Origin of the sequence: Vibrio sp. D420a (assembly GCF_030248625.1) — a bacterium.
Taxonomy (GTDB): domain Bacteria; phylum Pseudomonadota; class Gammaproteobacteria; order Enterobacterales; family Vibrionaceae; genus Vibrio; species Vibrio fortis_A.
Window position 1 is genome coordinate 36,866 of record NZ_JAHGAN010000033.1, and the last position, 24,772, is coordinate 61,637.

The 24,772-nt window shown below is 45.5% G+C and carries 19 protein-coding genes; 6 read left to right on the forward strand and 13 right to left on the reverse strand.

What is annotated here, in order from left to right:
- Positions 1-34 precede the first annotated feature (34 nt).
- The 9 genes from KI743_RS20395 to prmB form a co-directional block, all read right to left on the reverse strand.
- Positions 35-1,147 (reverse strand): ABC transporter ATP-binding protein, encoded by a 1,113-nt coding sequence (locus tag KI743_RS20395; protein ID WP_032549615.1) that lies wholly within the window; start codon positions 1,145-1,147, stop codon positions 35-37.
- 6 nt (positions 1,148-1,153) lie between these two features.
- Entirely contained in the window at positions 1,154-2,011 is an 858-nt protein-coding gene (locus KI743_RS20400; protein ID WP_150871506.1) for a carbohydrate ABC transporter permease, read from the reverse strand.
- Positions 2,008-2,946 (reverse strand): carbohydrate ABC transporter permease, encoded by a 939-nt coding sequence (locus KI743_RS20405; protein ID WP_004739913.1) that lies wholly within the window; start codon positions 2,944-2,946, stop codon positions 2,008-2,010. Before KI743_RS20405 ends, KI743_RS20400 begins: the two co-directional genes overlap by 4 nt.
- A gap of 143 nt (positions 2,947-3,089) precedes the next feature.
- Entirely contained in the window at positions 3,090-4,337 is a 1,248-nt protein-coding gene (locus tag KI743_RS20410; protein ID WP_285467955.1) for an ABC transporter substrate-binding protein, read from the reverse strand.
- Between the two features lie 110 nt (positions 4,338-4,447).
- Positions 4,448-5,893 carry an ATP-binding protein gene (locus tag KI743_RS20415; protein WP_285467956.1) on the reverse strand — a complete coding sequence of 482 codons (1,446 nt, stop codon included), beginning with the start codon at positions 5,891-5,893 and terminating at the stop codon, positions 4,448-4,450.
- Positions 5,894-5,909: 16 nt separating this feature from the next.
- Complete coding sequence (locus KI743_RS20420; RefSeq protein WP_285467957.1) at positions 5,910-6,638, reverse strand: response regulator; 729 nt, start codon at positions 6,636-6,638, stop codon at positions 5,910-5,912.
- A gap of 149 nt (positions 6,639-6,787) precedes the next feature.
- On the reverse strand, positions 6,788-8,254 hold the full coding sequence (locus KI743_RS20425; protein ID WP_285467958.1) for a protein adenylyltransferase SelO: 1,467 nt from the start codon (positions 8,252-8,254) through the stop codon (positions 6,788-6,790).
- A gap of 434 nt (positions 8,255-8,688) precedes the next feature.
- Complete coding sequence (locus KI743_RS20430; protein ID WP_032549620.1) at positions 8,689-9,330, reverse strand: LysE family translocator; 642 nt, start codon at positions 9,328-9,330, stop codon at positions 8,689-8,691.
- 530 nt (positions 9,331-9,860) lie between these two features.
- Positions 9,861-10,793, reverse strand: a complete 933-nt coding sequence (gene prmB / locus KI743_RS20435) for a 50S ribosomal protein L3 N(5)-glutamine methyltransferase (protein ID WP_150895473.1) — start codon at positions 10,791-10,793, stop codon at positions 9,861-9,863.
- Positions 10,794-10,855: 62 nt separating this feature from the next.
- On the opposite strand from prmB, the gene smrB reads away from it, so the two are divergent.
- A complete protein-coding gene (gene smrB, locus KI743_RS20440) occupies positions 10,856-11,386 on the forward strand; it encodes an endonuclease SmrB (protein WP_032549621.1) in 531 nt (176 codons plus the stop codon).
- Between the two features lie 142 nt (positions 11,387-11,528).
- On the opposite strand, the gene sixA is transcribed toward smrB, so the two are convergent.
- Positions 11,529-11,993 carry a phosphohistidine phosphatase SixA gene (gene sixA, locus KI743_RS20445; RefSeq protein WP_150895475.1) on the reverse strand — a complete coding sequence of 155 codons (465 nt, stop codon included), beginning with the start codon at positions 11,991-11,993 and terminating at the stop codon, positions 11,529-11,531.
- A 303-nt stretch (positions 11,994-12,296) separates the two neighbouring features.
- Here sixA and KI743_RS20450 point away from each other — a divergent pair, with 303 nt between their 5' ends.
- The gene (locus KI743_RS20450) at positions 12,297-15,074 is read left to right on the forward strand and encodes an insulinase family protein (protein WP_285467962.1); all 2,778 of its coding nucleotides are present in this window, start codon (positions 12,297-12,299) and stop codon (positions 15,072-15,074) included.
- 245 nt (positions 15,075-15,319) lie between these two features.
- Here KI743_RS20450 and fadJ read toward each other — a convergent pair whose 3' ends face one another.
- Complete coding sequence (gene fadJ / locus KI743_RS20455) at positions 15,320-17,521, reverse strand: fatty acid oxidation complex subunit alpha FadJ (RefSeq protein WP_285467963.1); 2,202 nt, start codon at positions 17,519-17,521, stop codon at positions 15,320-15,322.
- The gene (gene fadI / locus KI743_RS20460; protein ID WP_032549624.1) at positions 17,521-18,828 is read right to left on the reverse strand and encodes an acetyl-CoA C-acyltransferase FadI; all 1,308 of its coding nucleotides are present in this window, start codon (positions 18,826-18,828) and stop codon (positions 17,521-17,523) included. The genes fadJ and fadI overlap by 1 nt, the downstream gene beginning before the upstream one ends.
- Before the next feature lie 553 nt (positions 18,829-19,381).
- Here fadI and KI743_RS20465 point away from each other — a divergent pair.
- From KI743_RS20465 to KI743_RS20480, 4 genes are all read left to right on the forward strand, one after another.
- Positions 19,382-19,930, forward strand: coding sequence for a sigma-70 family RNA polymerase sigma factor (locus KI743_RS20465; RefSeq protein WP_172974261.1), 549 nt, complete (start codon positions 19,382-19,384; stop codon positions 19,928-19,930).
- Positions 19,923-20,651 (forward strand): DUF3379 domain-containing protein, encoded by a 729-nt coding sequence (locus KI743_RS20470; RefSeq protein ID WP_285467964.1) that lies wholly within the window; start codon positions 19,923-19,925, stop codon positions 20,649-20,651. The genes KI743_RS20465 and KI743_RS20470 overlap by 8 nt, the downstream gene beginning before the upstream one ends.
- Before the next feature lie 298 nt (positions 20,652-20,949).
- On the forward strand, positions 20,950-22,260 hold the full coding sequence (locus KI743_RS20475; RefSeq protein WP_285467965.1) for an outer membrane protein transport protein: 1,311 nt from the start codon (positions 20,950-20,952) through the stop codon (positions 22,258-22,260).
- Positions 22,261-22,558: 298 nt separating this feature from the next.
- On the forward strand, positions 22,559-23,848 hold the full coding sequence (locus tag KI743_RS20480; RefSeq protein WP_285467966.1) for an outer membrane protein transport protein: 1,290 nt from the start codon (positions 22,559-22,561) through the stop codon (positions 23,846-23,848).
- Between the two features lie 82 nt (positions 23,849-23,930).
- Here the strand turns inward: KI743_RS20480 and KI743_RS20485 are convergent, their stop codons facing one another.
- The gene (locus KI743_RS20485; RefSeq protein WP_285467967.1) at positions 23,931-24,719 is read right to left on the reverse strand and encodes a VacJ family lipoprotein; all 789 of its coding nucleotides are present in this window, start codon (positions 24,717-24,719) and stop codon (positions 23,931-23,933) included.
- Positions 24,720-24,772 lie beyond the last annotated feature (53 nt).

Below are 24,772 nucleotides of genomic sequence, written 5' to 3' on the forward strand. Positions count from 1 at the left end.
GGGTGTTTAATAAAAGGTTATGATTTACAAGATTCTAGAAATCAATTCTTCTTTCCGTTTGCGCATCAAAGAATACCGCTTTCGACAGGTCGAAATGCAGCGGCGCCATCTGCCCTACCGAGACTTCAAATTCCGGAGATAAGCGACACGCCACTTCTTGATCGTTGACCTTCACCATCGCTATCGTATCTGGCCCTGTCGGTTCTAGTACTTCCAGTTGCAAGTCCAGTTTAGTGGTTGCTGATAGATCATCACCTTGTTGCTCAGTAATGTGCTCTGGGCGCAGTCCAATCACTACTTCTTTGCCATCTTGTTCGCGCATGCTTTGCGGTAGTCGAATATGGTGCTCCTGATCAGCGGTACCAATAACCTTGATGATCGGATTCTGCTCCTCGTCGAGATCTACCATAGTCTTGATGAAGTTCATCGATGGTGAACCCATAAAGCCCGCCACAAACATATTGCTTGGCTTGGTGTAGATCTCTTGCGGTGTGCCTAACTGCTGCAATTCACCATCTTTCATTACTGCAATGCGGTCAGCCAGCGTCATCGCCTCGATTTGGTCATGGGTTACATAAACAATCGTGGTATTAAGCTTTTGATGTAGGCGCTTAATCTGGTGGCGCATTTCCACACGCAGCTTGGCATCTAAGTTGGAAAGCGGCTCATCGAACAAGTACAGCTTAGGACGACGCGCCAGTGCACGCCCCATCGCCACACGCTGACGTTGACCACCCGACAACTGTGATGGTTTACGATCCAGCAGTTGTTCGATTTGCAGCATTTCAGCGACGCGATTCACTTCAGCATCGATCTCGTCCTGCGGCATCTTGCGTATCTTCAAGCCGAAGGCGATATTGCCGCGAACCGTCATGTTTGGGTATAGCGCATAAGATTGAAACACCATCGCGATATCGCGGTCTTTAGGTTCAACCTGAGCCACGTCGACACCATCAATCACTATCTCACCTGAACTAATGTTTTCTAGCCCAGCAATGGTGTTCATTAGGGTGGATTTTCCACACCCCGAAGGGCCGACAAGTATCAAGAACTCCCCCGAATCGATACTAATGTCGATGCCCTTTAACGTTTCGTTGTCCGCGTTGCGATAAGTTTTACGGATCTGTTTTAAATCTAATGTTGCCATGGGTAATTATCCTTTTACTGATCCTGCCGTTAGGCCACGAACAAAGTATTTTCCTGCGAAGACATACACCAACAATGTTGGCAGTGCGGCGATGATCGCAGCAGCCATATCGACGTTGTACTCTTTAACGCCCGTACTGGTGTTGACTAAGTTGTTTAGTGCTACGGTGATAGGCTGTGTCTCTGAGCCTGAATACACCACCCCGAATAAGAAATCGTTCCAGATAGCGGTAAACTGCCAAATCACGGTCACCATGATGATCGGTGTTGAGATCGGTAATAAGATCTTAAAGAAGATGGTAAAGAAGCCCGCACCATCCAGTTTTGCCGCTTTGATCAACTCATCAGGAATCGAGATGTAGAAGTTACGGAAAAACAGAGTCGTAAACGCCATGCCGTAGATAACGTGCACAATGACCAAACCCACGGTGGTGTTTGCTAAACCCATCTTGCCCAGCACTGTAGCCATTGGTAACAGCACCACTTGGAATGGAATGAAGCAGCCGAACAACAGTAAACTAAAGAACAGGTTTGAACCACGGAACTGCCACTTAGTGACCACGTAGCCATTGAATGCGCCGAGTAGGGTTGAGATAGCCACCGCAGGAATCACCATTTGGAACGAGTTCCAGAAATAGCCTTTTACCCCTTCACACTTCACGCCAGTACAGGCGCTGTCCCACGCTTTATACCAAGCATCGAACACCCACTCTTTGGGTAAACTCATCAAGTTACCTGCCTTAATATCTGGCAAGGTTTTGAATGAGGTCAGTACCATTACGAACAGCGGCATTAGGTAAACCAAGCAGAAGAAAAGCAGCGCCGAATAGATAAACATTCGAGCAAAGTTGATGTTGTTCATCATGACTTTTTCTCCCTAAGCTCAGAGTAAAGATAAGGCACCAGAATCGCTAGAATACCGGCTAGCATCATCATCGCACTGGCAGCACCGAGGCCGATTTGTCCGCGTGTAAATGAGTGTGCATACATAAATAGCGCTGGAAGATCCGATGAATAGCCCGGGCCACCTGCCGTCATTGCTGTCACAAGGTCGAAACTCTTAATCGCAATGTGTGAAGTAATGATCACTGCGCTGAAAACCACAGGTCGCAAGCAAGGTAAAATGATCTTGAGATAAATAGTGGGTAAGCTTGCACCGTCAATTTGCGCCGCTTTAATGATGGAAGAGTCGATACCACGCAGGCCAGCTAAGAACATCGCCATCACAAAGCCTGACGACTGCCAAAGTGCGGCAATCACTAAGGTGTAGACCGCCATTTCAGAGTCGACCAACCAGTCAAATTTAAAGTCGGTAAAGCCCCAATCTTGCATCAGCTTTTCAATGCCTAGACCCGGATTCAGAATCCACTTCCACGCTGTACCCGTCACGATGAATGACAGTGCCATTGGGTAAAGATAGATGGTACGAATCGCGCCTTCTTGTCGGATGTTTTGATCAAGCAAAATCGCCAAACCGACACCCAAGACGATAGCAATCACCATGAATAGGATCCCAAACACGCCGAGGTTGGTGATTGAGGTGATCCAGCGGTCATTCTCCATCAGCTTTTCATATTGAGCAAAGCCTACAAAATTGAAGCTCGGTAGAAATCGAGAATTAGTAAACGACAACGCTGCCGTCCAGAATATGTAGCCGTAGATACATACCACAGTCACCAACGCGGTCGGTGCCAGCACAATCTTAGGTAACCAATGTTGTAACCTGTCAGCAAAACTGGGCTTTGGTGCAGGCTGGCTCCTTGTCGGTTTTGGAGTCGACTCAGTCAAAACATGCTCCATAACTTTTCCTTGTTGCACAATTGAGCCAATGGCTTACCTCTCGGCACCACATCAGCATCACGCATATCAGAATTGAGGTGAAGAGCGGATAGGCTCCCTACGAACCTACCCACCCTGGGGGTTTGGTACTAGACCAAATGAGATTAGATAGCGGCTTTTACTGCTTTCGCTAACTTAGCTGCTGCCTCTTTAGGATCAGCATCTTTCTCATTGAAGAAGTTGGTCACAACGTCATAGATAGCGCCTTGGGCATAGCTTGTCGTTGCTAGACCGTGAGCCATACTCGGAACAAGGTCGCCAGATTCCGCACTCGCTTTAAAGGTTGCCATTGAATCCAACGCACATTGGTCGAACTTAGACATATCCATATCAAGACGCACTGGGATAGAGCCTTTGTTTAGGTTGAAGACCTCTTGGAAGTCTTTAGTAAGAATGGTTTTCGCAAGATCTTGTTGCGCTTTTTGATTCTCTTTATCGCCTAGCTCAAAGAAGGCAAAGCTATCGATATTGAAAGTAAATAGGCCGTCAGTGCCCGGAGCTGGTGCACAGATGTAATCTTTACCTGGCACTTTGCCTGCTGCGGTAAACTCGCCCTTCGCCCAGTCACCCATGATCTGCATTGCCGCTTCACCATTGATAACCATTGAAGTTGCTACGTTCCAGTCACGACCTGGAGAGTTGCTGTCGATGTAGTCACGCATCTTTTTGAACTTGGTGAATACTTCCACCATTTTGTCGCCAGATAAGACGTCCATATCTAGATCAACGAACGCTTTGTTGTAATCTTCACTGCCAAGTACATCAAGTGCCACGGCCTCGAAGACTGTCGCGTCTTGCCAAGGTTGACCGCCGTGCGCTAGAGGGATGAAACCTGCTGCTTTGATCTTGTCGGCAGCGACAAAGAACTCATCTAATGTGGTTGGAACCGTCACACCTGATTTTTCGAGCACTTCTGGGTTTGCCCAAAGCCAGTTAACACGGTGAACGTTCACAGGAACCGCTACGTACTCGCCGTCCCATTTCATCACTTTGGTGACAACAGCGGGCAGTAAGTCATCCCACTTTTCTTGTTTCGCGGTTGCATCGAGAGACGTTAGAAAACCTAAACCACCCCACTCCTGAATATCATGACCTTTGATCTGCGCGGCAGATGGCGGATTACCAGATACTGCTCGTGTTTTTAAAACGGTCATTGCACTTTCACCGCCGCCACCAGCAACAGCGAAATCTTTCCAAGTATGACCTTGTTCTTCAATCATCTCTTTAAGTACTGCGGCGGACTTAGCTTCACCGCCAGCAGTCCACCAGTGAAGCACTTCCACTTCACCAGCTTGAGAAAATGTTGAGGCAGCAAGAAGAGATAGAGTAAGTAGGGTTTTATTGATTTTCATTATAATCTTCCATGTTTAGCGGACTCGACGCCCGGTTCAATAAAGAGTCTACTTATTCTGATTTATAAGATTGAAACAAAAGGTAAGCTCAATGTAACACAATTGTTACATTACACTTCTAGACCACGTGGGATATAGACTTTGGCTTCTAAGCCACCTTGAGGGGAGTTGCGAATAATGAGATCTCCGCCGTGTCCGTGCAGGATATTTCGACAGATTCCGAGCCCTAAACCGTGCCCTTGGTCGTCGGTAGCAAGCCTAAAGTAGGGTTCAAACACCAACTCAAGTTTGTTTTCTGGAATTCCTTTACCGTGGTCCTGAATCGTCACGATTACCCACACAGAATCACTACTGATATCGACCTTAGCGGATGTGCCGTATTTCACTGCATTGTCGATAAGATTGGTCAGCACACGTTTAATCGCTAATGGTTTAGCGACTAATGGCTCAACCACAATAGGTTCAAACTCTACTAAGGTTTGATGCTGGTTATGCGATTCAATAACCGAAGCAACCATGTCATTAAGGTCGATAATGGCGTTGTTTTCGTGAAGATCTGTATCTCTTACTGCTTGCAGAGCACCTTTAACCATCATCTCTAGCTCATCCAGATCCTTATTGAACTTCTCTTTCTTAACTTCACTTTCCAACAGCTCAGCTCTTAGCCTAAGCCGAGTAATCGGTGTCTTTAAATCATGAGAGATAGCTGAGAAGAGATGTTCTCTATCGGCCACATAACGACGAATACGTTGCTGCATGCGATTAAACGCCCGAGTTGCCGTGACCAATTCAGTCGCCCCCTCCTCGTTAAGCGGCGGTTGCTGAATATCCATGCTCATCTCGTTAGCGGCTCTTGCGAGCTTTTTAAGCGGGCGCACTTGGCGGCGAATCATCAAGTAGGTCAACACCAGTAGAATCAACGTTGATGAGAGCAAGAAGATCACCTGCTCACGACCAAGAATAGTGTCATCCAGTTTGACGTAGGGAGCTGGCAACAGCGCTGCAATGTAGACCCATTCGTGACTGGCTAGCTCGATCTGAACAACCAAAATCGGCGGATTAAGAGGCTCTAACGTTAAGGTATGATGCGCCCAAGATCGCGGGAGATCGCTCAAGTAGATATCATTTTTAAGCAAGCGAAGATGTTCTGGGCGAGAGAAATCGACGCGCACCGACTCCACCTTATTGAGCTTGCTACTCAAGACACTCTCTATCGCTTCTATCGATGCGGTTTTTAAACGAGTATCGGGGATTGGTTCAACAATCAATGCCTCTTTATTAAAAGAGACGAAGAATCGCGTCCCGCCCATATTGCGGATTTGGTCTAACACGATGTGGCGATATTTGACGGGCAAAGACTGGAAGAAAGTCACTGTTGAAGCAAACATGTTCGCCATGCTCGATGAGGCAGAACGAATACCTTCTAGCTCTTTTTGTTTAGATTCGCTATACCAAATCGACGTTGCAATGCCTTGTGCGATGACGACTGCTAACAAGGTCAAAAGCAAGGTTCGAGCAACCAAGGAATTTGGCTTTAAACTTCTCAACCACTTCATACGCAGTTCTTCTTACTCAGTGCTCATAGTGCACAGGTACAGCCAAGATATAACCGTTGCCACGCATGGTTTTGATGTAATGTGGGTATTTAGCGCTATCACCCAGTCGGCTTCGCAAACGACTTAATTGAACGTCAATGCCACGCTCAAAAGGCAGCGCTTCACGTCCTCTGGTCGCAAAAGAGATGGTATCTCGGTCTAGCACTTCATTGGGGCGAGTTAGGAATAGCATTAACAGTGAGAAATCACTGCCCGACAAGTCCATCTCTTCAGCGCTCTCGTTGTGAGAGATTCGGTGCGCAAGTGTATCGAGCGTCCAATCACCAAAGATGATCTGTTTAGGCAATGCATCACTCGGCTTGTCATCAACCACTTGAACACGGCGTAACAGAGCTTTGATGCGAGCCATTAATTGGCGCGGGCTAAAAGGTTTGGCGATATAATCATCGGCACCAATTTCCAAACCAATGATCTGATCGGTTTCGTCCGATACCGCAGTCAGCATTATGATAGGCACATTGGAATTTTTACGAACGCGCTGGCACAAAGTGAAACCATCGTCCCCAGGAAGCATTACATCAAGAAGAATCAGATCAGGGTAACTTTGACTCTGAAGGTGAATGTCTAGTTCCGCCCCATCTCCAACCGAAGAGACATCGAAGCCCGATTTTGAGAGGTACTCTTCCAGCAACTCGCGGATTTCTTGATCATCATCCACCACGAGAATTCGAGTATTTGTTGGCATCGCCCAAACCTATAAAATTTACAACTTATTCACATAGTGTATAGGCAGGTCGAGTTTTTGATTATTGATATGTCTGTAAAATTAGAACAATGAACAGATAGAGATCACAACTAGATAACCTCTATCTGCATTTCTAGTGATGGACTGCACTAAGACGAACAGCTGATCTCCATCTCCTTGCCCCACTCAGGAGGCAGAGCAGCCAAATATTGATAGTCAGGATGTTCGGCATATGGATCGGCGAGCACAACCATTAATGCATCAACCACACTGCTATCGCCCTCTTCCGCTTTATCAATTGCCAATTGAGCTAAGTAGTTACGCAGTACATATTTCGGATTGATTGCACGCATCTTTTGACAGCGCTCTTCGGTAGTTTCCTGTTCTAGTTCACAGCGCTTAAGGTAACTATCGACCCAAAGTTTGGCTGCTTCGCGGTCGATGACTAGATCAATCACCTCTTGCTCAGATTGCGTATCGAGATCCGATAGAGTTCTGAAGAATCGAGGATAATCGACGCGGTTTTGCGACATCAGCTCGAACATAGACTCGAACAGACGACTGTCTCCTTCTTGTTTCGATAACAGCCCGAGCTTTCTACGCATAAGCTGACTAAAATAGCCATTCATTTGAGGTTCGTACATCTCAAGCGCACCTTCTAAATCAGCTCGCTCAATCAGAGGAGATAGCGCATGCGCTAGTGCAGACAAGTTCCACATACCAATACGAGGCTGTTGATTGAATGCGTAGCGACCTTGATAGTCCGAATGATTACAAATAAGGCGAGAATTATACTCATCCATAAATGCGAACGGGCCGTAATCAAACGTCTGGCCAATGATCGACATGTTGTCGGTATTCATGACACCGTGGGCAAAACCATTCGCCTGCCATAAAGCAATCATCTCCGCAGTGCGGTCAACGATCTGATTGAACATCGCCGCGTAAGGCTTTTCTTCGTTTAGGCATTCTGGGAAGTGCCACTCAATCACCTTATCAGCCAATAGCTTTTGCTCTGCAAGTTGATTGGTGTAAAACAGATATTCAAAATGGCCAAAGCGAATATGAGATTCAGATACACGCAATAGCAGCGCACCTTTCTCCTGCTTTTCACGGTACACCGGCGTGTCACTGATCATCATGGCGAGTGCACGTGTGGTTGGGATATTCAGCCCAGCCATCGCTTCACTGCAAAGGTACTCACGAACTGTCGAGCGGATAACCGCACGCCCATCACCCATACGCGAATAGGGAGTTTTACCTGCACCTTTAAGGTGTAAGTCGAACGTTTCACCACTTTTAGCGACAATTTGAGATAAGAGTAGTCCTCTTCCATCACCAAGATCTGGGTTGTAAGCGCCAAATTGATGGCCCGCATACTTCATCGCAATAGGGTCAAAGTTTTCGTTGTCGATTAAACCGGACAGTGAATTCAAGAGATCTGCATCGAGGCTCCGAGTTCCGTCCACAGAAGGAAAACCAAGTTCCGTTGCCAAAGTGTTGTTCCACGCAAGCCAGCGAGGGTTCAATAACGGCGTTGGATCAACACGAGAGTAAAAGGTTTGCGGCAGTTCGACGAATCGATTGTTAAAAGAGAGATGGTCCCAAATAGACATAACGACACACTTTGATCAAATAGTAGTGTCAGATTATCACAGTTTGGTAACAACTTCTGGAAAGGTTGAGTGGCTAACTACTGGGTCTTGGCGGTTTGATTGCTAAGGTAGAAAGCCACGTTTAATGTTTAGATAAGATTGAGCGATAAGATCGTGAAAAAGAGTTATTCATAACAATTTTCGAGTTGCGTAAACCTAATTAGATTAGAGCTAGAATAGCGACTAGAGAAACCGATGCGAAAAGCCAAGTACGACCGATAACGCCAAAATGAGAGTGTTGAATCATTTCTTGATGCTGCATAAATGCGCTCCTTAACTATATATACCGTGTATATACAATATATCGACAAGCAGCCGAAATCGGCAAGCACATTAATATTAACTTTTTATTACAGCATCAAGAAATTTACGTAACAATTGAGATTTCTTATGCTTTAAGCACGCGTTGTAGTCGATAGAAGCGCTCCAGCACCAATAAATACACCACCAGTCACTCGATTAAACATCTTGGCTCTGCCCTTCGCAAACAACCAGTTAGATGATTTAGCTCCAAGATAGGCATACATAAGTAACCAAGATAGCTCCATCACAGCGAAGGTCGTCGCAAATACGACAAACTGCGGAAACAATGCTGCTGTTGGGTCAATAAACTGCGGGAAAAGAGCGGTAAAGAACAAGATAGCTTTAGGGTTACTCGCTCCTACAATAAAACCGCTTAGGTAATGTTGTAGGTAAGTGCCTTTGTTTTGCTTACTGCCTTCCTCTCCTTGTTCATCAAGCTGATAACTCTGTTGATTTGAACGCAGTGACTTCCAACCTAAATAAATAAGATAGGCAGCACCCGTCCATTTGATGATGTTAAACACGACCTCAGACGAAGCGATGATGACGCCAAGCCCAGTAAAAGACAGGGTTAAGATTGAGGTAATCGCCGTTAAGCTACCAAGGGCGGTAAAAACTGAAAGCCTAAAACCTGATTGCACCGCCTTCGTCATACACAACAAAGAACTTGGTCCTGGTGATGCTGTTAACACCAATACGGCAAGAAAGTAATAAACCCAAATATCAAAACTCATCGTGAATCCTCCGTAACTCACTAGGGCGTGTTGACCTTTCGTGGTTGAATTTTGTTCGAGATAAAAGCGTTTTAATCGCGGCGAGGGAGAAGTAGCCTAGTCATTCTAAGCAAATCTCCCTCAACAAAGAGTAAAACGCTTTTAGCCGAACCCTTCGGGCAGCGTTTGCTGGTCATTTCTACTACGTTATCGGCTTCTCATGTAGGCTAGCTACACCTCAAAGCCTCTGCCTTGTATAAATACCCAGCAACTCGCTGCAAAAACCAGCTCGAAAGGTCAACACGCCCTTGAATATAAATTTTAAGCTCCAATATGAATCAGATGTGCAACTTGATCAACTTCACCACGTTGCTTTCTCTATCGCTGAACGGGACTTACCTTCGCAAAAACCTTCGCCATACGGTGTAATCGTCCACCCTAAGGACAAATAGCAAAGTCTTTATTCAAAGATAGGGATAAACCAAGCATGACTCGCCAAAAACAAAAAAGCCGCGCTGTTCAGCGCGGCTTTAGATTCGTAGTTCTGCTAATTAGTCTTTGTAGATAGAGAACTCATCAGCGTGCTCAAGCATCTGAGCGCGTGTGATCATGAATACGCCGTGACCACCATTTTCGAACTCAATCCAAGTGAATGGAATGTGTGGGTACTGTTCCATCATGTGAACCATCGAGTTGCCCACTTCACAGATAAGGATGCCTTCGTCCGTTAGGTAATCTGGTGCGTTAGCTAGAATACGACGAACCAACTTCAGGCCGTCAGTACCCGCAGCTAGGCCTAGCTCAGGCTCATGAGTGAATTCATCTGGAAGGCTGTTCATATCTTCTTCATCCACGTATGGTGGGTTCGATACGATCAGGTTGTACTTCTCTTTTGGCAGATCGCGGAACAGATCCGAACGGATTGGGAACACTTGCTGCTCCATGCCGTGGTCTTGAACGTTCTGCTCTGCAACTTGCAATGCATCGGTAGAGATATCAATCGCATCCACTTCTGCTTCAGGGAATGCATGTGCACAAGCAATCGCAATACAGCCACTACCAGTACATAGGTCCATGATGCGAGTCGGCTCTTCAGTCAACCACGGCTGGAATTGCGCTTCGATCAGCTCACCGATTGGAGAACGAGGCACTAGCACACGCTCATCAACGAAGAACTCAAGACCACAGAACCATGCTTTGTTGGTTAGGTAAGCAGTAGGTGTACGCTCATTGATTCGTTTAATAACGCGCTCAACGATACGTAGACGCTCACTGCTGGTTAGGCGAGAGTTCAATACGTGCGAAGGAACGTCAATCGGCAGATAAAGGGTTGGTAAAATAAGTTGTACCGCCTCATCCCACGCATTATCTGTGCCGTGACCATAAAATAGGCCCGCTGCATTAAAGCGGCTAACAGTCCAACGAATCACATCTTGAAGCGTGTGTAGTTCTGATACCGCTTCTTCTACAAAAATCTTATCCAAAATCATCTCCGAAAAGCGCTACAATACTGCTAATTACGTTTCAATTTAGAACTTATAACCTGATGAGCAAAAAAGACACCGATCTCGATGACGATTTCGCCCTGTTCAGTGAAGCAGTAAAGGGCGTGAAAAAGTTGCAACAGGATACCATAATCCAGCAGCCAAAAAGAAATACCAAACAAAAAGAAATTACGCGAACAGCCAGACAAGCCAGTGACAGCGAGTTTTATTTTTCGGACGAGTTCATCCCTCATCTAAGTGAAGATGGCCCAACTCGTTACGCGCGTGATGATGTGTCTAAGTACGAAGTCAAAAGGCTGCGTCGTGGCGTCTATGTGCCGGATGTCTATCTCGATATGCACGGCATGACTCAACAAGAAGCCAAGCGTGAATTAGGCGCCATGATTGCTCACTGTGTTAAAGAAGGCGTCTCTTGTGCTTCTGTGCAGCACGGCATTGGTAAGCACATTCTAAAAGAAAAAGTGCCTTTGTGGCTGGCTCAACATCCGGATGTGCTTGCGTTCCACCAAGCTCCATTAGAGTTCGGCGGTAACGGTGCACTGTTAGTTCTGCTCTCTATCCCTGAGAAGTAACGCCTCTAATCGTAATCAACGTTAAGACGCAAAGATGCAGTGAAGCATAGCCACACTCATTGAGATACAAAAAAGGCACATCCGACGATGTGCCTTTTCGTTATTCGACTTTTGGCGAATAGCTTAATTTGGAGATAACCGATTAAGGATTAATATTCCAAGCTAGCTCACCTTTTTTGGTCTCTAAATCAAAATCGATACAGACCAATCCCGACGTTGGGAACATAGGTGGCGTCATACCAGTGGCAAACTCTGCCGTTAAATACCCGACCAATGGCAAGTGCGACACAAACAACACACTTTCTAGGTTTTCAACCTCAGCCATCGCAATGGTGTAATCAAAAACTTGGTCGGACACACCATAAGGGGTGATGTCTTCGCTCGTTTCTACCTTATTGCCAGAAAACACTTCAGAGATCTCTAACCAAGTCTCTTGCGCTCTCAAGTATGGGCTAACCAATACTTTATCAAAATGAGTTACGCCTTGTTCTGCAGCAGCTTGGGCTACTGCAAGCGATAACTTCTTACCACGCTTAGTGAGCGCACGCTCTGCATCAGTGTTTGCAAAATGCTCTGCTTCACCGTGACGCATAATGAATACTTTCATGTTCTATCCTGTCTATGTAGCCGTTAAAAGCTTAGCAATCAATCGACCGCCTGAACGCTACTTAGGGGTGACTCTAAAGTTATAGAAACTTTGTTCGTTGTAAATAATTATACCAAGTCACTTGCCAAAGAGTTCGACTTTCTTAACAATCTTATTAAAAGAAAATAAATCACTGATAAAAATCGATAAAATCGATTTCAAAAGCAACAAAAAGCTCTTCATATCCCAAAATAGGATTACAAGGTTTGCACCGATTTACATCGGGTACATAATTTAAACACTACCTTCTCTGGAGACACGCGTGTGCATCTAAGCCCAAACGACGAACACCAATACCGCTACTTAACGCTTAATAATGGCTTAAGAGTGTTGCTTGTTCATGACCAACACGCTCAAAAAGCCGCCGCCGCATTAGCGGTCAATGTCGGGCACTTCGATGACCCAAGTGATCGAGAAGGTTTGGCTCATTACCTAGAGCATATGCTTTTTTTGGGAACTGAAAAGTATCCAAAGGTCGGAGAGTTCCAAAGTTTTATTAGCCAACATGGTGGCAGCAATAATGCTTGGACTGGCACAGAACATACCTGTTTCTTTTTCGATGTCGAGTTAGATGCGTTTAAAAATGCGCTCGACCGCTTCAGCCAGTTTTTCACGGCTCCGTTATTCAATGAAGAAGCCCTTGATAAAGAACGCCAAGCAGTTGATTCTGAATACAAAATGAAGCTCAGCGACGACTCGCGACGCCTCTATCAAGTGACCAAAGAGTTGGTCAACCCTGAGCACCCTTTCGCCAAGTTTTCTGTCGGTAACATTGAAACGCTAGGCGATAGAAACGGACAAACCATTCGCCAAGAGATCCTGGACTTCCACCAACAACAATATTCCGCCGATTTAATGACGCTAACCTTGTCGGGCAATCAACCTCTCGACCAGATGCAGAGCTGGGTTGAGCAAAGATTCAGCGGCATTGTTAATCATCAGCGACAAGGGAAGAAAGTCGACGTTTCTATTGTTGGCCCAGAAAGCACTGGCGTTCAGGTGTTTGTAGAACCGATTAAAGAGATTCGCAAACTGATACTGACCTTCCCGATGCCAAGCATGGATGAACATTACAGCATTAAGCCTCTCTCCTTCTTTGCACATTTATTGGGCTATGAAGGTGAAGGCAGCCTGATGATGCAGTTGAAAGAGAAAGGCTGGATCACTTCGCTTTCTGCTGGCGGTGGAGCCAGTGGCAGTAATTACCGTGATTTCACGGTGAGCTGCTCTCTCTCTGTCGAAGGCTTAACGAAAGTTGATGAGATCACCCAAGCGGTATTTCAATACATTAAGCTGATTGAAAAAGAAGGCATGCAAGAGTGGCGCTATCTTGAAAAACGCGCTGTTCTCGAATCGGCATTCCGCTTCCAAGAGCCTGCTCGTCCAATGGATGTCGTTAGCCACCTTGTGATGAACATGCAGCACTATCCAGAGCATGACGTGGTCTACGGTGACTACAAAATGGAATGTTACGATGAAGCATTGCAGCTCTCTTTACTCCAGCATTTCACCGTCGACAACATGCGCTCAACGCTTATTGCTCAAGGACTAGAGTATGATCGTCAAGCGAAATGGTACTTCACGCCTTACTCAGTGCGACCTTTCGCTAAAGAGCAGAAGCAATCTTTCCAATGCATTAACCCTGGGTGGGAGTTTGAATTACCGGGTAAAAACCCATTCATCTGTTACGACCTAGACCCGGCTGAGCTTGAAGAGACAAAAACTCATCCGACTCTTCTACAAGAACTGGACGGGTTTAAATTGTGGCACCTGCAAGACACAGAGTTTCGCGTGCCAAAAGGCGTGGTGTACGTCGCGATTGATAGCCCTCACTCAGTGGCAAGTCCTAGGAACATTGTTAAGACACGATTGTGCGTCGAAATGTTCTTAGATTCACTCGAAAAAGAGACATATCAAGCTGAAATTGCCGGAATGGGATACAACATGTATACCCATCAAGGCGGCGTGACACTGACGATTTCTGGCTTTAGCCGTAAGCAACCACAGCTTCTAAATATGATTCTGGAGCGCTTTGCTTCTCGCCAGTTCAGCCCTGCTCGCTTTGAAACGATTAAGAGCCAACTGCTTAGAAGCTGGAGCAACGCGTCGCAAGATCGCCCTATCTCGCAGCTATTTAACGCAATGACTGGGTTACTACAACCCAATAACCCACCCTATTCGGTGTTAATCGAAGCACTAGAAACCATTGAAGTGGATGAGCTCTCGTCATTTGTTCAAGCTATTTTAGCTGAGCTACATGTCGAGATGTTTGTTTACGGTGATTGGCGTCAAGACGATGCCTTGCAGATGGCAGAATCACTGAAAGATGCTCTAAGAGTCAAAGACCAAGCGTATGAAGAGTCATTGCGACCACTGGTTATGCTTGGAGAAAATGGCAGTTTCCAGCGTGAAGTGGTGTGCAATCAAGATGATTCCGCAATTGTGGTTTACTACCAATGTCCCGACATTTCACCACAAAGCATTGCTCTCTACTCTTTAGCTAACCACTTAATGTCGGCGACCTTCTTCCATGAAATTCGTACCAAGCAGCAGCTCGGATATATGGTTGGCACTGGCAACATGCCACTCAATCGCCACCCTGGTATCGTGCTCTATGTACAGTCACCTAATGCCGCCCCTGTTGACTTGATTGCATCTATCGACGAGTTTCTTAATGCCTTCTACATGGTGCTGTTAGAGCTCAATGACTATCAATGGCACAGCAGTAAGCGTGGACTTTGGAATCAGATATCGACACCCGACACAACATTACGTGGTCGTGCTCAGCGCCTTTGGGTTGCGATTGGTAACAAGGATACCGACTTCAACCAGCGTGAACGAGTTCTCGAAGAGCTCAAGGAGTTATCACGCAGCGACATGATTCGCTTCGTGGTCAACCAACTAAAACCACGCACCGCTAACCGTTTAGTGATGCATGCACAAGGCAATGCCCATCAAGAGGAACCTTCGCTCTCAATGGGCGTTGAGATTGGTTCTATTGAAGAGTTTCAGCTACGCCCGAAAGATACAGAGCTCGGTTAAATAATTACTCTGTATGACTCAAAGGTTGATGTTAGCGCATCAACCTTTTTTGATCTGCCTCGCGCTAAAAGGGATCTCCTACAACGCTCCTTCGTCGCTTTAGGAGATGAAGTCATTTTTCATGAACTTTTGCCGTCATTCCCGAGAAGGAGGAACAACTGAGTCGGGAATCTGCTTACTGCACGCACCAAACAAAAAGCCCGCATCGTCAATGTATGCGGGCTTTGTCATGAGTTTATACCACTCTACTTATAGAACGGCTCATCCAGACCTGCGCGAGTCAGTAGACCATCACACGGAGCGAAACGATCGCCGTACTTCACGGCAAAGTCGTTCATCATCTCAACCAGTGACTTCACACCAATTTGATCCATGTAACGGAATGGACCACCTAGGAAAGGAGGGAAACCGATACCGAAGATAGCACCGATATCACCATCACGTGGGCTACGGATGATGCCTTCATCTAGACAACGAACAGCTTCATTTAGCATTGGCAGCACACAGCGCATTGCGATGTCGTTATCACTCAACTTAGGATCTGGCTGAAGCTTCAGAAGTTTGTAGACTGACTTGTCGACTTCTTTCTTCTTGCCTTTGTAAGTGTAGAAACCTTTGCCGCTCTTGCGCCCTTTACGGTTGTCGTTCAATAGAACATCGAACACATCAGGACCTTGGAAGCGGTCACCCAACTCATTCACAAGGATCGGCATGATTTTCGCGCCGATATCTACGCCCACTTCGTCTAGTAGAGTAATTGGACCTACTGGGAAGCCGAAATCAAGCAGAGCACTGTCGAGTTTTTCGATAGGCTCATTAGCTAGCAGAAGGTGAGCAGCTTCGTTCATGTATGGTGCTAGGATACGGTTTACATAGAAGCCCGCTTTATCTTTCACAACGATAGGCGTTTTGCCTTGCTTCTTCGCGAGAGCAACCACCGTTGAGATAGTCTGATCTGACGTCCCTTCGTGAGGAATAACCTCAACCAATGGCATCTTTTCTGCAGGGCTGAAGTAGTGAAGACCGACAACATTTTCAGGGCGCTCTGCTTTCTCTGCAATCTTATGGATTGGTAGAGATGAGGTGTTAGTTGCAAAGATGGTTTCAGGCTTCGCATTTTCTTCGATATCCGCGACCATCTTCTGCTTAAGATCCAGATCTTCGAATACTGCCTCGATCACTACATCAATATGGTTGAAGCTAGTAAAATCGATACCACCTGATAGCTGTAGCATTTTGCTTTCCAAACCTGCACGGCTCAGAATGCGGCGCTTCTTCTGCTTATTGAACAGCTTGTAGTTGTAATTCAAAGCGTTCAGAACACCATCGTTCGAAACATCTTTAATACGAACTGGAACCTTAGCTTTAGCAACGCTTACGTGACTGATACCAGCACCCATTAGACCGCCACCCAGAACACCCACGCGGTTAACGCGATTTGGCTCAGCATCGGCACCATGCTCCTTCTTCATCTCAGTTGTTGCGAAGAAAATTGAACGAAGCGCTTTTGATTCATCACTCATTACTAGCTCAGAGAAACGCTGCGCTTCGTATTTCAAGCCTTTATCAAAACCGTTCTCTAAACCATGACGAATCACGTCAAGAATCGCGTCAGCAGCTGGGTAATTGCCGCGTGTTTTCTGGTTCGTTTTCTTCGCTGCTTGCTCGAAAATAACCTTACGACCCAGGCCATTACGAGAAATCAGTTTCTCTTTAGTCGAAGCTTGGCTCTTCGACGCAAGTCGTTTGCCCTTCTTACTACCCGCGTTCTTCTCAACTAAGTCTTTCGCCACTTTTAGGAGAATCGTTTCAGGCACACAGGCATCGACAACGCCTAGCTTCTTAGCCTTTTTCGCACGTAACTGCTTACCCGTTAAGATAAGATCCAGCGATGGCAATAAGCCGATTAGGCGAGGCAAACGTTGAGTACCGCCAGAACCTGGCAATAGGCCTAGTTGTACTTCTGGTAGACCTAAGCGAGTTTTGTCTGAATCAGTACAAACTCGGTAGTCACATGCTAGAGCGAGCTCTAAACCACCACCTAAGCAAGGACCATGAATCGCAGCAACTACCGGATATGGTAAGTCAGACAACTCTTGGAACATCTCCTGACCTTGTCTTGCTAATGACTCAGCTTCACTGGCGCTGGTGCACGCGTCTAGCATTCGAACGTCGGCGCCAGCAATGAAATTGTCAGGTTTTAAGGAATGAACAATCAGGCCTTTAACGCTGCTCTGTTTCTCTTTTAGCTGTTCAAAGATGCTCTTCATCTCTTCAGCAAAGGCGGCCTGTAGCGTGTTCATTTTTTCATTGGGAACATCAATCGCCAACCAAGCGATGTTTTGATCATCGATGCTCAGCGAGAACGCCTTCTCTGCTGACGCTGGAGCTGATTCATTATTGATAGCAACTTCGTTTTCTGTGTTCACTTCAGCATTATTAGACATTACTCTACCTCCAAGATCATTGCTGCACCAAGACCACCAGCGGCACACGCTGTATTCAACGCTAAACCACCACCACGACGTTTCAGCTCACGCAGAGTCTGCGTCATCATACGAGCACCCGTTGCTGCAAATGGGTGGCCATAAGCGATGGAACCACCAAGGACGTTGAACTTGTCCATATCGATTTCACCGATCGCTTTACCTCGACCAAGGTTTTGCTGGGCAAATTCATCACTTGCAAACATTTTCACGTTCGCCAAAGCTTGTGCTGCGAAGGCTTCGTGCATATCAATAAGCGTCAGATCAGACAGCTCTAATCCTGTATTCTCCAACACTTTTGAGGTCGCGTAAGTTGGCCCCATCAGCATATCGGTTTCAACACCGATTGCTGAGAAAGCAAAACCACGAATGTAGCCCATCACTTCTAAGCCAAGCTCTTTCGCCTTACCTTCACGCATTAACATAACTGCTGCTGCACCGTCGGTTAGTGGTGTCGCGTTTGCTGCCGTTACACTGCCGTATTTACGGTCAAAGGCTGGACGCAACTTCGCATAGCCCTCTAGCGTCGATTCATGGCGAATGTTGTTGTCTTCTGAGATGTACTTCTTATAAGGTGCAGGGAAAGCTGTCATCACTTCATCTTGAATCTTGCCGTCTTTCCAAGCTTGAGAAGCAAGAGAATGTGAGCGGTGTGCTAGCGCATCCTGTTCTTCACGCGTAATACCGTGCGTTTTTGCCATCTGTTCAGCCGTTTGTCCCATAGACAGGCCGGTAGAATACTCAGCGACCGCTGGCGGAACTGGCATGAGATCTTTCACTGACAGGCTTTTTAGTATTTTTAGTTTTTGGCCTAGCGTTTTTGTTTTGCTCAGAGCAAGAAGGTTAGCCGCAAGTTTCTTCGACACACCAATCGGCAGAACAGATGACGAATCTGCACCGCCCGCAATGCCCACATCAATCGTTCCTGCCATGATACTTTCTGCAACGTTGGCCGCCGCTTGAAAGCTTGTAGCACAGGCACGAGTCACACTGTAAGCATCAGTGTGAATGTTCATTCCTGTACCCAACACAATCTCACGTGCGATGTTTGGCGCTTCTGGCATTTGAACCACTTGGCCAAATACCACCTGCTCGATAAGTGCAGGGTCAATATCTGTTCTCGCAAGCATTTCGCTCACGACCATTTTTCCTAGATCTACCGCAGGCACTTGACTAAATTCTGTACTTTGGCGAGCGAATGGGGTTCGTAATCCAGCGACAACGGCAACACGCTCTCCCGAACGAGTTTTGACTTCCTGTTTGCCCATGGTTTCTCCTTAAGTTTGAGAGGTCTGACCTGATGCATTGTAAAGAAGTTGTTAATTTAATCAAACGGCCGTTTAAATAAACGTGACACGGGTAGAAAGCGCTCAGTGATAAGAAGTGTGATATTGAATCGAACCTTTCGGATTATTAAGGCTCAAATAAACGCTAAACTAAAAGCAGGAACAATCATTTGAGATGTATAAGAATTGTGTTGCTTATTAAGTTCTTGAGGCAAAAAAAAACCACACAGAACTGTGTGGTTGGAATGTTTTAAAGCAATTAACGTTACGCCAATTGAAATAATCAGTTTCCTGATTAGGAGAAAGTAAAGTCAGCCTTCAAAAGGAAGTGTCGTCTTGCTCAACATGTTAGCCATAAAGACTAACTAGACGACAAGATGTACTATAGCCTGTTCGAAGTCTTAGATTTTGAAGTAGATCAATTTTAATGTGATTTTACAATCTTCAATCGATTACAGCATAGAAAACAAAGCACAACGAACAAAGACACTCTATCCACAGAGCAAATATGGAGGCTCATGTGTCGATAATAAAAATGTTTGGAAAGAAAACTGCCAAGCGTCCGGTCAACTCTGATATGGACAAACAAAGAAAATACGAAGCGCTCGTGCGTGCTTATCATCGCGACCTGTTTCGCTATGCCTATTGGTTATGCAAAGACAAAAGCATTGCCGAGGATTTAGTGCAGGAAACTTGCCTACGGGCATGGAAGTCATTAGACAGCCTGCAAGATGAGAAGGCAGCGAAATCTTGGTTAATCACGATTTTACGCCGCGAAAATGCTCGACGTTTTGAACGCAAACAGTTTGATCTGGTTGATATTGATGACCACGGTAATGATGCTAAAGTCAGTGACGACCCGCATCACCAGCACCAGTGGCTACAAGCCCAGATCATGAAATTAGACGTTGATTACCGTGAACCACTCTTTCTTCAGGTGATTGGTGGGTTTAGTGGTGAAGAGATCGCTGATGTCTTAGAGCTAAACAAAAACACAGTAATGACACGATTATTTAGGGCGCGAAACCAGCTCAAAGAGATGCTGGATTCAGAAGAGGCAGAAAGGGGGCAACATAATGGATGATTTAGAATTCCGTCGTCGTATATTGTCGGAACCGAAACAACGAAATCAAGACATCATGGATGCTACAGCAAACAGTGAGGCCAATAGCAAATTCTTGGATGATGTTCTTGCTCTCGATAAGCAAATTCATTCAGCCATGAACGTGGATGTGCCTGACGATCTTGCCGATCGTATCTTATTCAACCAAACATCTTATGAAGAGAGTAAAGTGGTTAAGCCTACTTTTGCTCGCCGTGCTATGGCAATGGCTGCATCTGTCGCTTTTGTCGCTGGTCTTCTTGTGGGGCAAGTTAATTGGGGTAACGCGTTTGTTTCTCCTGCACATGCAAGTTTAGCTGACACCGCGTTAAAACACGTGGTCACTGAAAAGCCGTTTGTTGAAGTGTTAGATGAGAACGTATCATCTGCCCAAATCAATACCAAGATGAACCCATTTGCGTTCCAATTCGATGATACTTTCCCGTATCACGTTTATTACCTGAACCACTGTGGCTTTGGTAAATCCAACGCAATGCACATGGTATTCCAAGGTGAAAAAGGCAAAGTAACGCTGTTTTTAACTGGTATACCTTCAGACAAAAGCCAGAACTTCGAAGAAGACGGTATGTCTGGTTCCATCACTCCTATCGATGACAGCAGTTTAATACTCGTTGGCATGGAAGGTGAAGATGTCAACAAAATTGCAGAAAAGCTATCTAAAATGATCAAACCGATGAGCTAATCTGCTAGTCAAACGCCCGTAAACACTGAGCCCAGCACTATATCACTGATATTGCTGGGCTTTGTTTTATAAATAAACCCTCACCCATTCACAAAAAATATAACGCTAGAGTTAAAACTCTAAAAAACAGCGTTTCCTACCATTTTCGTGTCAGATAGGCGTCATTTCCGTAATTTTATGCTCAAATTTTTCAATGGTCGGATTTGTATCCTCTATACTAACGCTTAGGATCAGCCCCCATTGAGCAAAAGCTCAAATAAATCGCCCTGTAGAGGCGGATACATAAAGGAATTAATAAATGACAAACAACACGCGTCTGTTTAAAAAGTCTCTTTTAGCAGTAACAATTACGACAATTACACTCGCCTCTTCACAAGCAATGGCAGCAGGTTTCCAACTTAACTCACAATCAGCAACAGGCCTTGGTCGTGCATTCGCTGGTGACGCAGTAATCGCGGACAACGCATCTGCGATGGCTCGCAATGCGGCAGCACTTGCTCTTTTCGACCAAACTGAACTGTCTCTAGGTTTCAATATCATCGATTCAGAGGTTAAGGTTAAAGGTTCTGAATACATTTCACCTTTAGGGTCTCAATCTGTTGAAGATGCAACAAACGACGCAACTTCAGTCGTACCAAACCTTTACATCGCAATGCCTATCAACGAAAAATTTGCTGTCGGCTTCGGTGCGTATTCTAACTTTGGTACAACTAATGAGTTTGATGACAGCTGGGGTGCAAAAACAGGTTCTGTAATCGGTGGTACTACTGTAGTTCCTGGCGCCGATGCATTTGGCGGTACAACTAATGTTACTTCAATGAACCTATTGTTCGCTGGTTCATATCGTATCAATGACCAATGGAGCATTGGCGGCGGTATCGACGTTATTTACGGTGAAGGTGAATTAAAACGCCAATCAGAAATGAATATTGTCGGTGGGGGTGGTGCTACTGTTACCGCTGACTTAATGGACGTAGATGCATCAGGTTGGGGTGTTGGGTTCAACTTGGGTGCGGTTTATGAGTTGGACGAAAACAATCGCTTTGGATTGAGCTACCACTACAGCCCTGAAATTGAAGTTAGTGGCACAGTATCGTACCAAGGCAATGGTAACATTGGCGACCTAAAGATTCCTCTACCTTCAATGGCAGAGTTTTCTGGTTACCACCGCATCGAGAACACTAAATTTGCCGTTCACTACAGCATTCAATACATCAGTTGGAGTGACTTTGATGCACTTGTAACTACAGATGGAACAAACATCAAAGATTACAAGTGGCAAGATACTTACCACTACTCAATTGGTGGTACCTACTACATTAACCAAAACTGGGAAGCTCGAATCGGTTACATGTTCGATGAAGGCGTACAAGACTCTCTAACTTCAGTTTCTGTACCAGATTCGGACCGTCAATGGTTCTCTGCAGGTGCAAGCTACCACTTCAACAAAGATCAAACGCTTGATCTTGGCTTTACTTACCTAGTAGGTGAGGACGTTAAAGTTGAAGATACAATTAACGGTGGTGCAGCAAACGGTGGTCTAACTTTAAATACCACAACGAAAGCAACCGCAATGCTGTTCGGTGTTCAATACACTCATAGATTCTAAGCGCAAAGCACAATATGAAATTTAAAGGGTCGCTATTAGCGACCCTTTTTTATTGCTTAGACTACACAACAATCTCCCAATTAAGCGTACACCTGTATCCTCTAACGCCTTTATATCACTACAAGTGTACGCTCAAAACTCGTAACACCCTCGAAACATTCAGTTTTTTTAGCTGCAATTAGGTCATTTTTAATCATTTAATACCTAAAACAGTGTTTTATTCGAATTTCATTTTTAAAGCAATAGCTCTAAAAGTAAAATCACTGACCTTAATACTTATGATTCAGCGAACATAATAATGAAAATGAATAAGACTCTCCTATCTGCTGCAGTGGCAGTTGGTTTACTTTCTACATCTGGCGTAACACACGCTGCAGGCTTCCAACTAGCAGAATACTCAGCAACTGGCCTTGGTCGTGCATACGCAGGTGAAGCAGCAATGGCAGACAATGCAGGCGCACAATGGCGTAACCCTGCAATGCTAACCTACCTAGAAGGTACGCAAGTATCTGTTGGCGCAATTTATGTTGACCCAAACATCGATATCGAAGGCACATCAACTTCGGGTAATACAACCACACCAGCGAACTCAAAAGATTTCGCTCACAGCGCTGTGATTCCTAACTTTTACGTATCTCACAAGTATTCAGAAAAGTTAGCAATCGGCTTTGCTGCAGGCACTAACTACGGTATGGAAACAGACTTAGGTAAAGATTTTGCTGGTGCCAACCACGGTAACGAAGCAAGTGTGATCAGCATGGAGCTGAACCTAAATGCAGCCTACCAAGTACTCGAAAACGTATCTGTGGGTGGCGGCGTACGTTACGTGATGGCAGAAGGTAGCATTGGAGCAACTGCAACGTCTCCTGCATTTGGAATCGTTGACGCTGGCGACACTCTAAAATATATGGAAGGTGATGACACAGCTTGGGGCTGGCAAGTGGGTACTGCGTGGCAAATCAACGAAAACCACCGCCTTGGCTTCGCGTATAAGTCAGAAGTAAACCTTACTCTCGAAGGTTATGCGACAGGTGCTGGTTTCAACCTATTTAACCCAGCTAAGCATGATATCAAGACCAATGGTTCAATGGACTTAACTCTACCAGCGACTGCTGAAATTGCATCTTTTCATCAGTTAACTGATAAGGTTGCAGTTCATGCAAGTATCAATTGGACAGATTGGAGCAGCTTTGAAAAACTCGAAGCAAACTTATCAGATCGTAGCAACCCTGAGCTCATTAAAGAAGAAAACTGGGAAGATAATTACCGCTTCGCAATTGGTACCACTTACCAGATGACACCAAAACTGGCTCTACGTTCAGGTATTGCTTACGACACGTCAGCTGTGAGCGAAGAGCACCGTACAGCGACAATTCCAGAAACGGATCGTACTTGGCTGAGCATTGGTGCTGGCTACCAATGGTCTGAACAACTTTCTCTAGATGCTGGCTTTACTTACATCCTAGCAAAAGATGCGAAAATGCACGAAAGCGATCCAGCAGGCGCAGACCTGTTTGGCGGGTCATTTGAAGGCGAAGTATCTGGCAGCATCTGGCTAGTGGGTGTTCAAGCGAACTACCGTTTCTAAGCTATTTGAATATAAATCAAGATCAAAAAAGCTCGGTACTTACCGAGCTTTTTTATATCTACCGACTTGTTAAGGCTAATCGTTAAAAGTCTTCCAAATAGCCATCAATCAAATCTTCCTCTTCTAGGTCGACTTCTTCTGGCTCAATTTCTGCCTTAAAGTCACGGCGTTGAATATAGATATCACGCGTCAGAGCATAAGGGTCTGGAGAGTCTTCAAGCAGCGCTTCTTGAGATACGAGTTGAGCACGCGACTCCATGCCTTCTAGTGCCCACTTACCTAGACCTGCCCAGAAATTCAATAACGAGAGTGGTAAGTAGAGACCATCAACCTGCTCTGTCACTTCACGCGTGGTCACCGGACCATAGCCTGGAATCATAAAATATGGGCCATTGCCAACCCCATAGTGACCGATAGCGTCAGAAAACGATTTATCATCGTATTTGGTGATGCCCGCTTCACTCGCAATATCGATCAAACCAACCAAACCGAAAGTGGTGTTAATCCAAAAACGGTTGAAGTGATCCAGCGCTTTTTCACCATTACCCATGATCAAGTTATTGACCATACTGGCTGGTTCATCCAAGTTCGCTAGAAAGTTAGAGATACCGGTACGTACCGGAACTGGTGTGTAGTTAACGTAAGCAAGAGACACCGGGCGTACTAAATAAGGATCAAGATACTCATAGTTGATATCCCACATAGCACGGTTGAAGCCTTCAAAAGGGTCATTAGGATGCGATTCAGCTTCATATTCCGTCGTCACTTGGCTATCTGATTGTGCGACTTCTTCATCGGGTACACTTGAACACCCAACTGTCATGCTTGCAATAAGGAGTAAACCTGAAAGCCTTAACGTACTTATAGACATAACACCTTTTCCATAAGGAATATTAATAATAAAAAAGGCCAGCAATCGCTGGC

Bases quoted from the DNA above. Each gene is read 5' to 3' on its own strand.
- KI743_RS20405 (WP_004739913.1), bottom strand. From the start codon at position 2,946: ATGGAGCATGTTTTGACTGAGTCGACTCCAAAACCGACAAGGAGCCAG.
- KI743_RS20430 (WP_032549620.1), bottom strand. From the start codon at position 9,330: ATGAGTTTTGATATTTGGGTTTATTACTTTCTTGCCGTATTGGTGTTA.
- KI743_RS20410 (WP_285467955.1), bottom strand. From the start codon at position 4,337: ATGAAAATCAATAAAACCCTACTTACTCTATCTCTTCTTGCTGCCTCA.
- fadJ (WP_285467963.1), bottom strand. From the start codon at position 17,521: ATGTCTAATAATGCTGAAGTGAACACAGAAAACGAAGTTGCTATCAAT.
- KI743_RS20475 (WP_285467965.1), top strand. From the start codon at position 20,950: ATGACAAACAACACGCGTCTGTTTAAAAAGTCTCTTTTAGCAGTAACA.
- fadI (WP_032549624.1), bottom strand. From the start codon at position 18,828: ATGGGCAAACAGGAAGTCAAAACTCGTTCGGGAGAGCGTGTTGCCGTT.
- KI743_RS20395 (WP_032549615.1), bottom strand. From the start codon at position 1,147: ATGGCAACATTAGATTTAAAACAGATCCGTAAAACTTATCGCAACGCG.
- KI743_RS20480 (WP_285467966.1), top strand. From the start codon at position 22,559: ATGAAAATGAATAAGACTCTCCTATCTGCTGCAGTGGCAGTTGGTTTA.
- smrB (WP_032549621.1), top strand. From the start codon at position 10,856: ATGAGCAAAAAAGACACCGATCTCGATGACGATTTCGCCCTGTTCAGT.
- KI743_RS20420 (WP_285467957.1), bottom strand. From the start codon at position 6,638: ATGCCAACAAATACTCGAATTCTCGTGGTGGATGATGATCAAGAAATC.
- KI743_RS20415 (WP_285467956.1), bottom strand. From the start codon at position 5,893: ATGAAGTGGTTGAGAAGTTTAAAGCCAAATTCCTTGGTTGCTCGAACC.
- KI743_RS20485 (WP_285467967.1), bottom strand. From the start codon at position 24,719: ATGTCTATAAGTACGTTAAGGCTTTCAGGTTTACTCCTTATTGCAAGC.
- KI743_RS20470 (WP_285467964.1), top strand. From the start codon at position 19,923: ATGGATGATTTAGAATTCCGTCGTCGTATATTGTCGGAACCGAAACAA.
- KI743_RS20400 (WP_150871506.1), bottom strand. From the start codon at position 2,011: ATGATGAACAACATCAACTTTGCTCGAATGTTTATCTATTCGGCGCTG.
- sixA (WP_150895475.1), bottom strand. From the start codon at position 11,993: ATGAAAGTATTCATTATGCGTCACGGTGAAGCAGAGCATTTTGCAAAC.
- KI743_RS20425 (WP_285467958.1), bottom strand. From the start codon at position 8,254: ATGTCTATTTGGGACCATCTCTCTTTTAACAATCGATTCGTCGAACTG.
- KI743_RS20465 (WP_172974261.1), top strand. From the start codon at position 19,382: ATGTTTGGAAAGAAAACTGCCAAGCGTCCGGTCAACTCTGATATGGAC.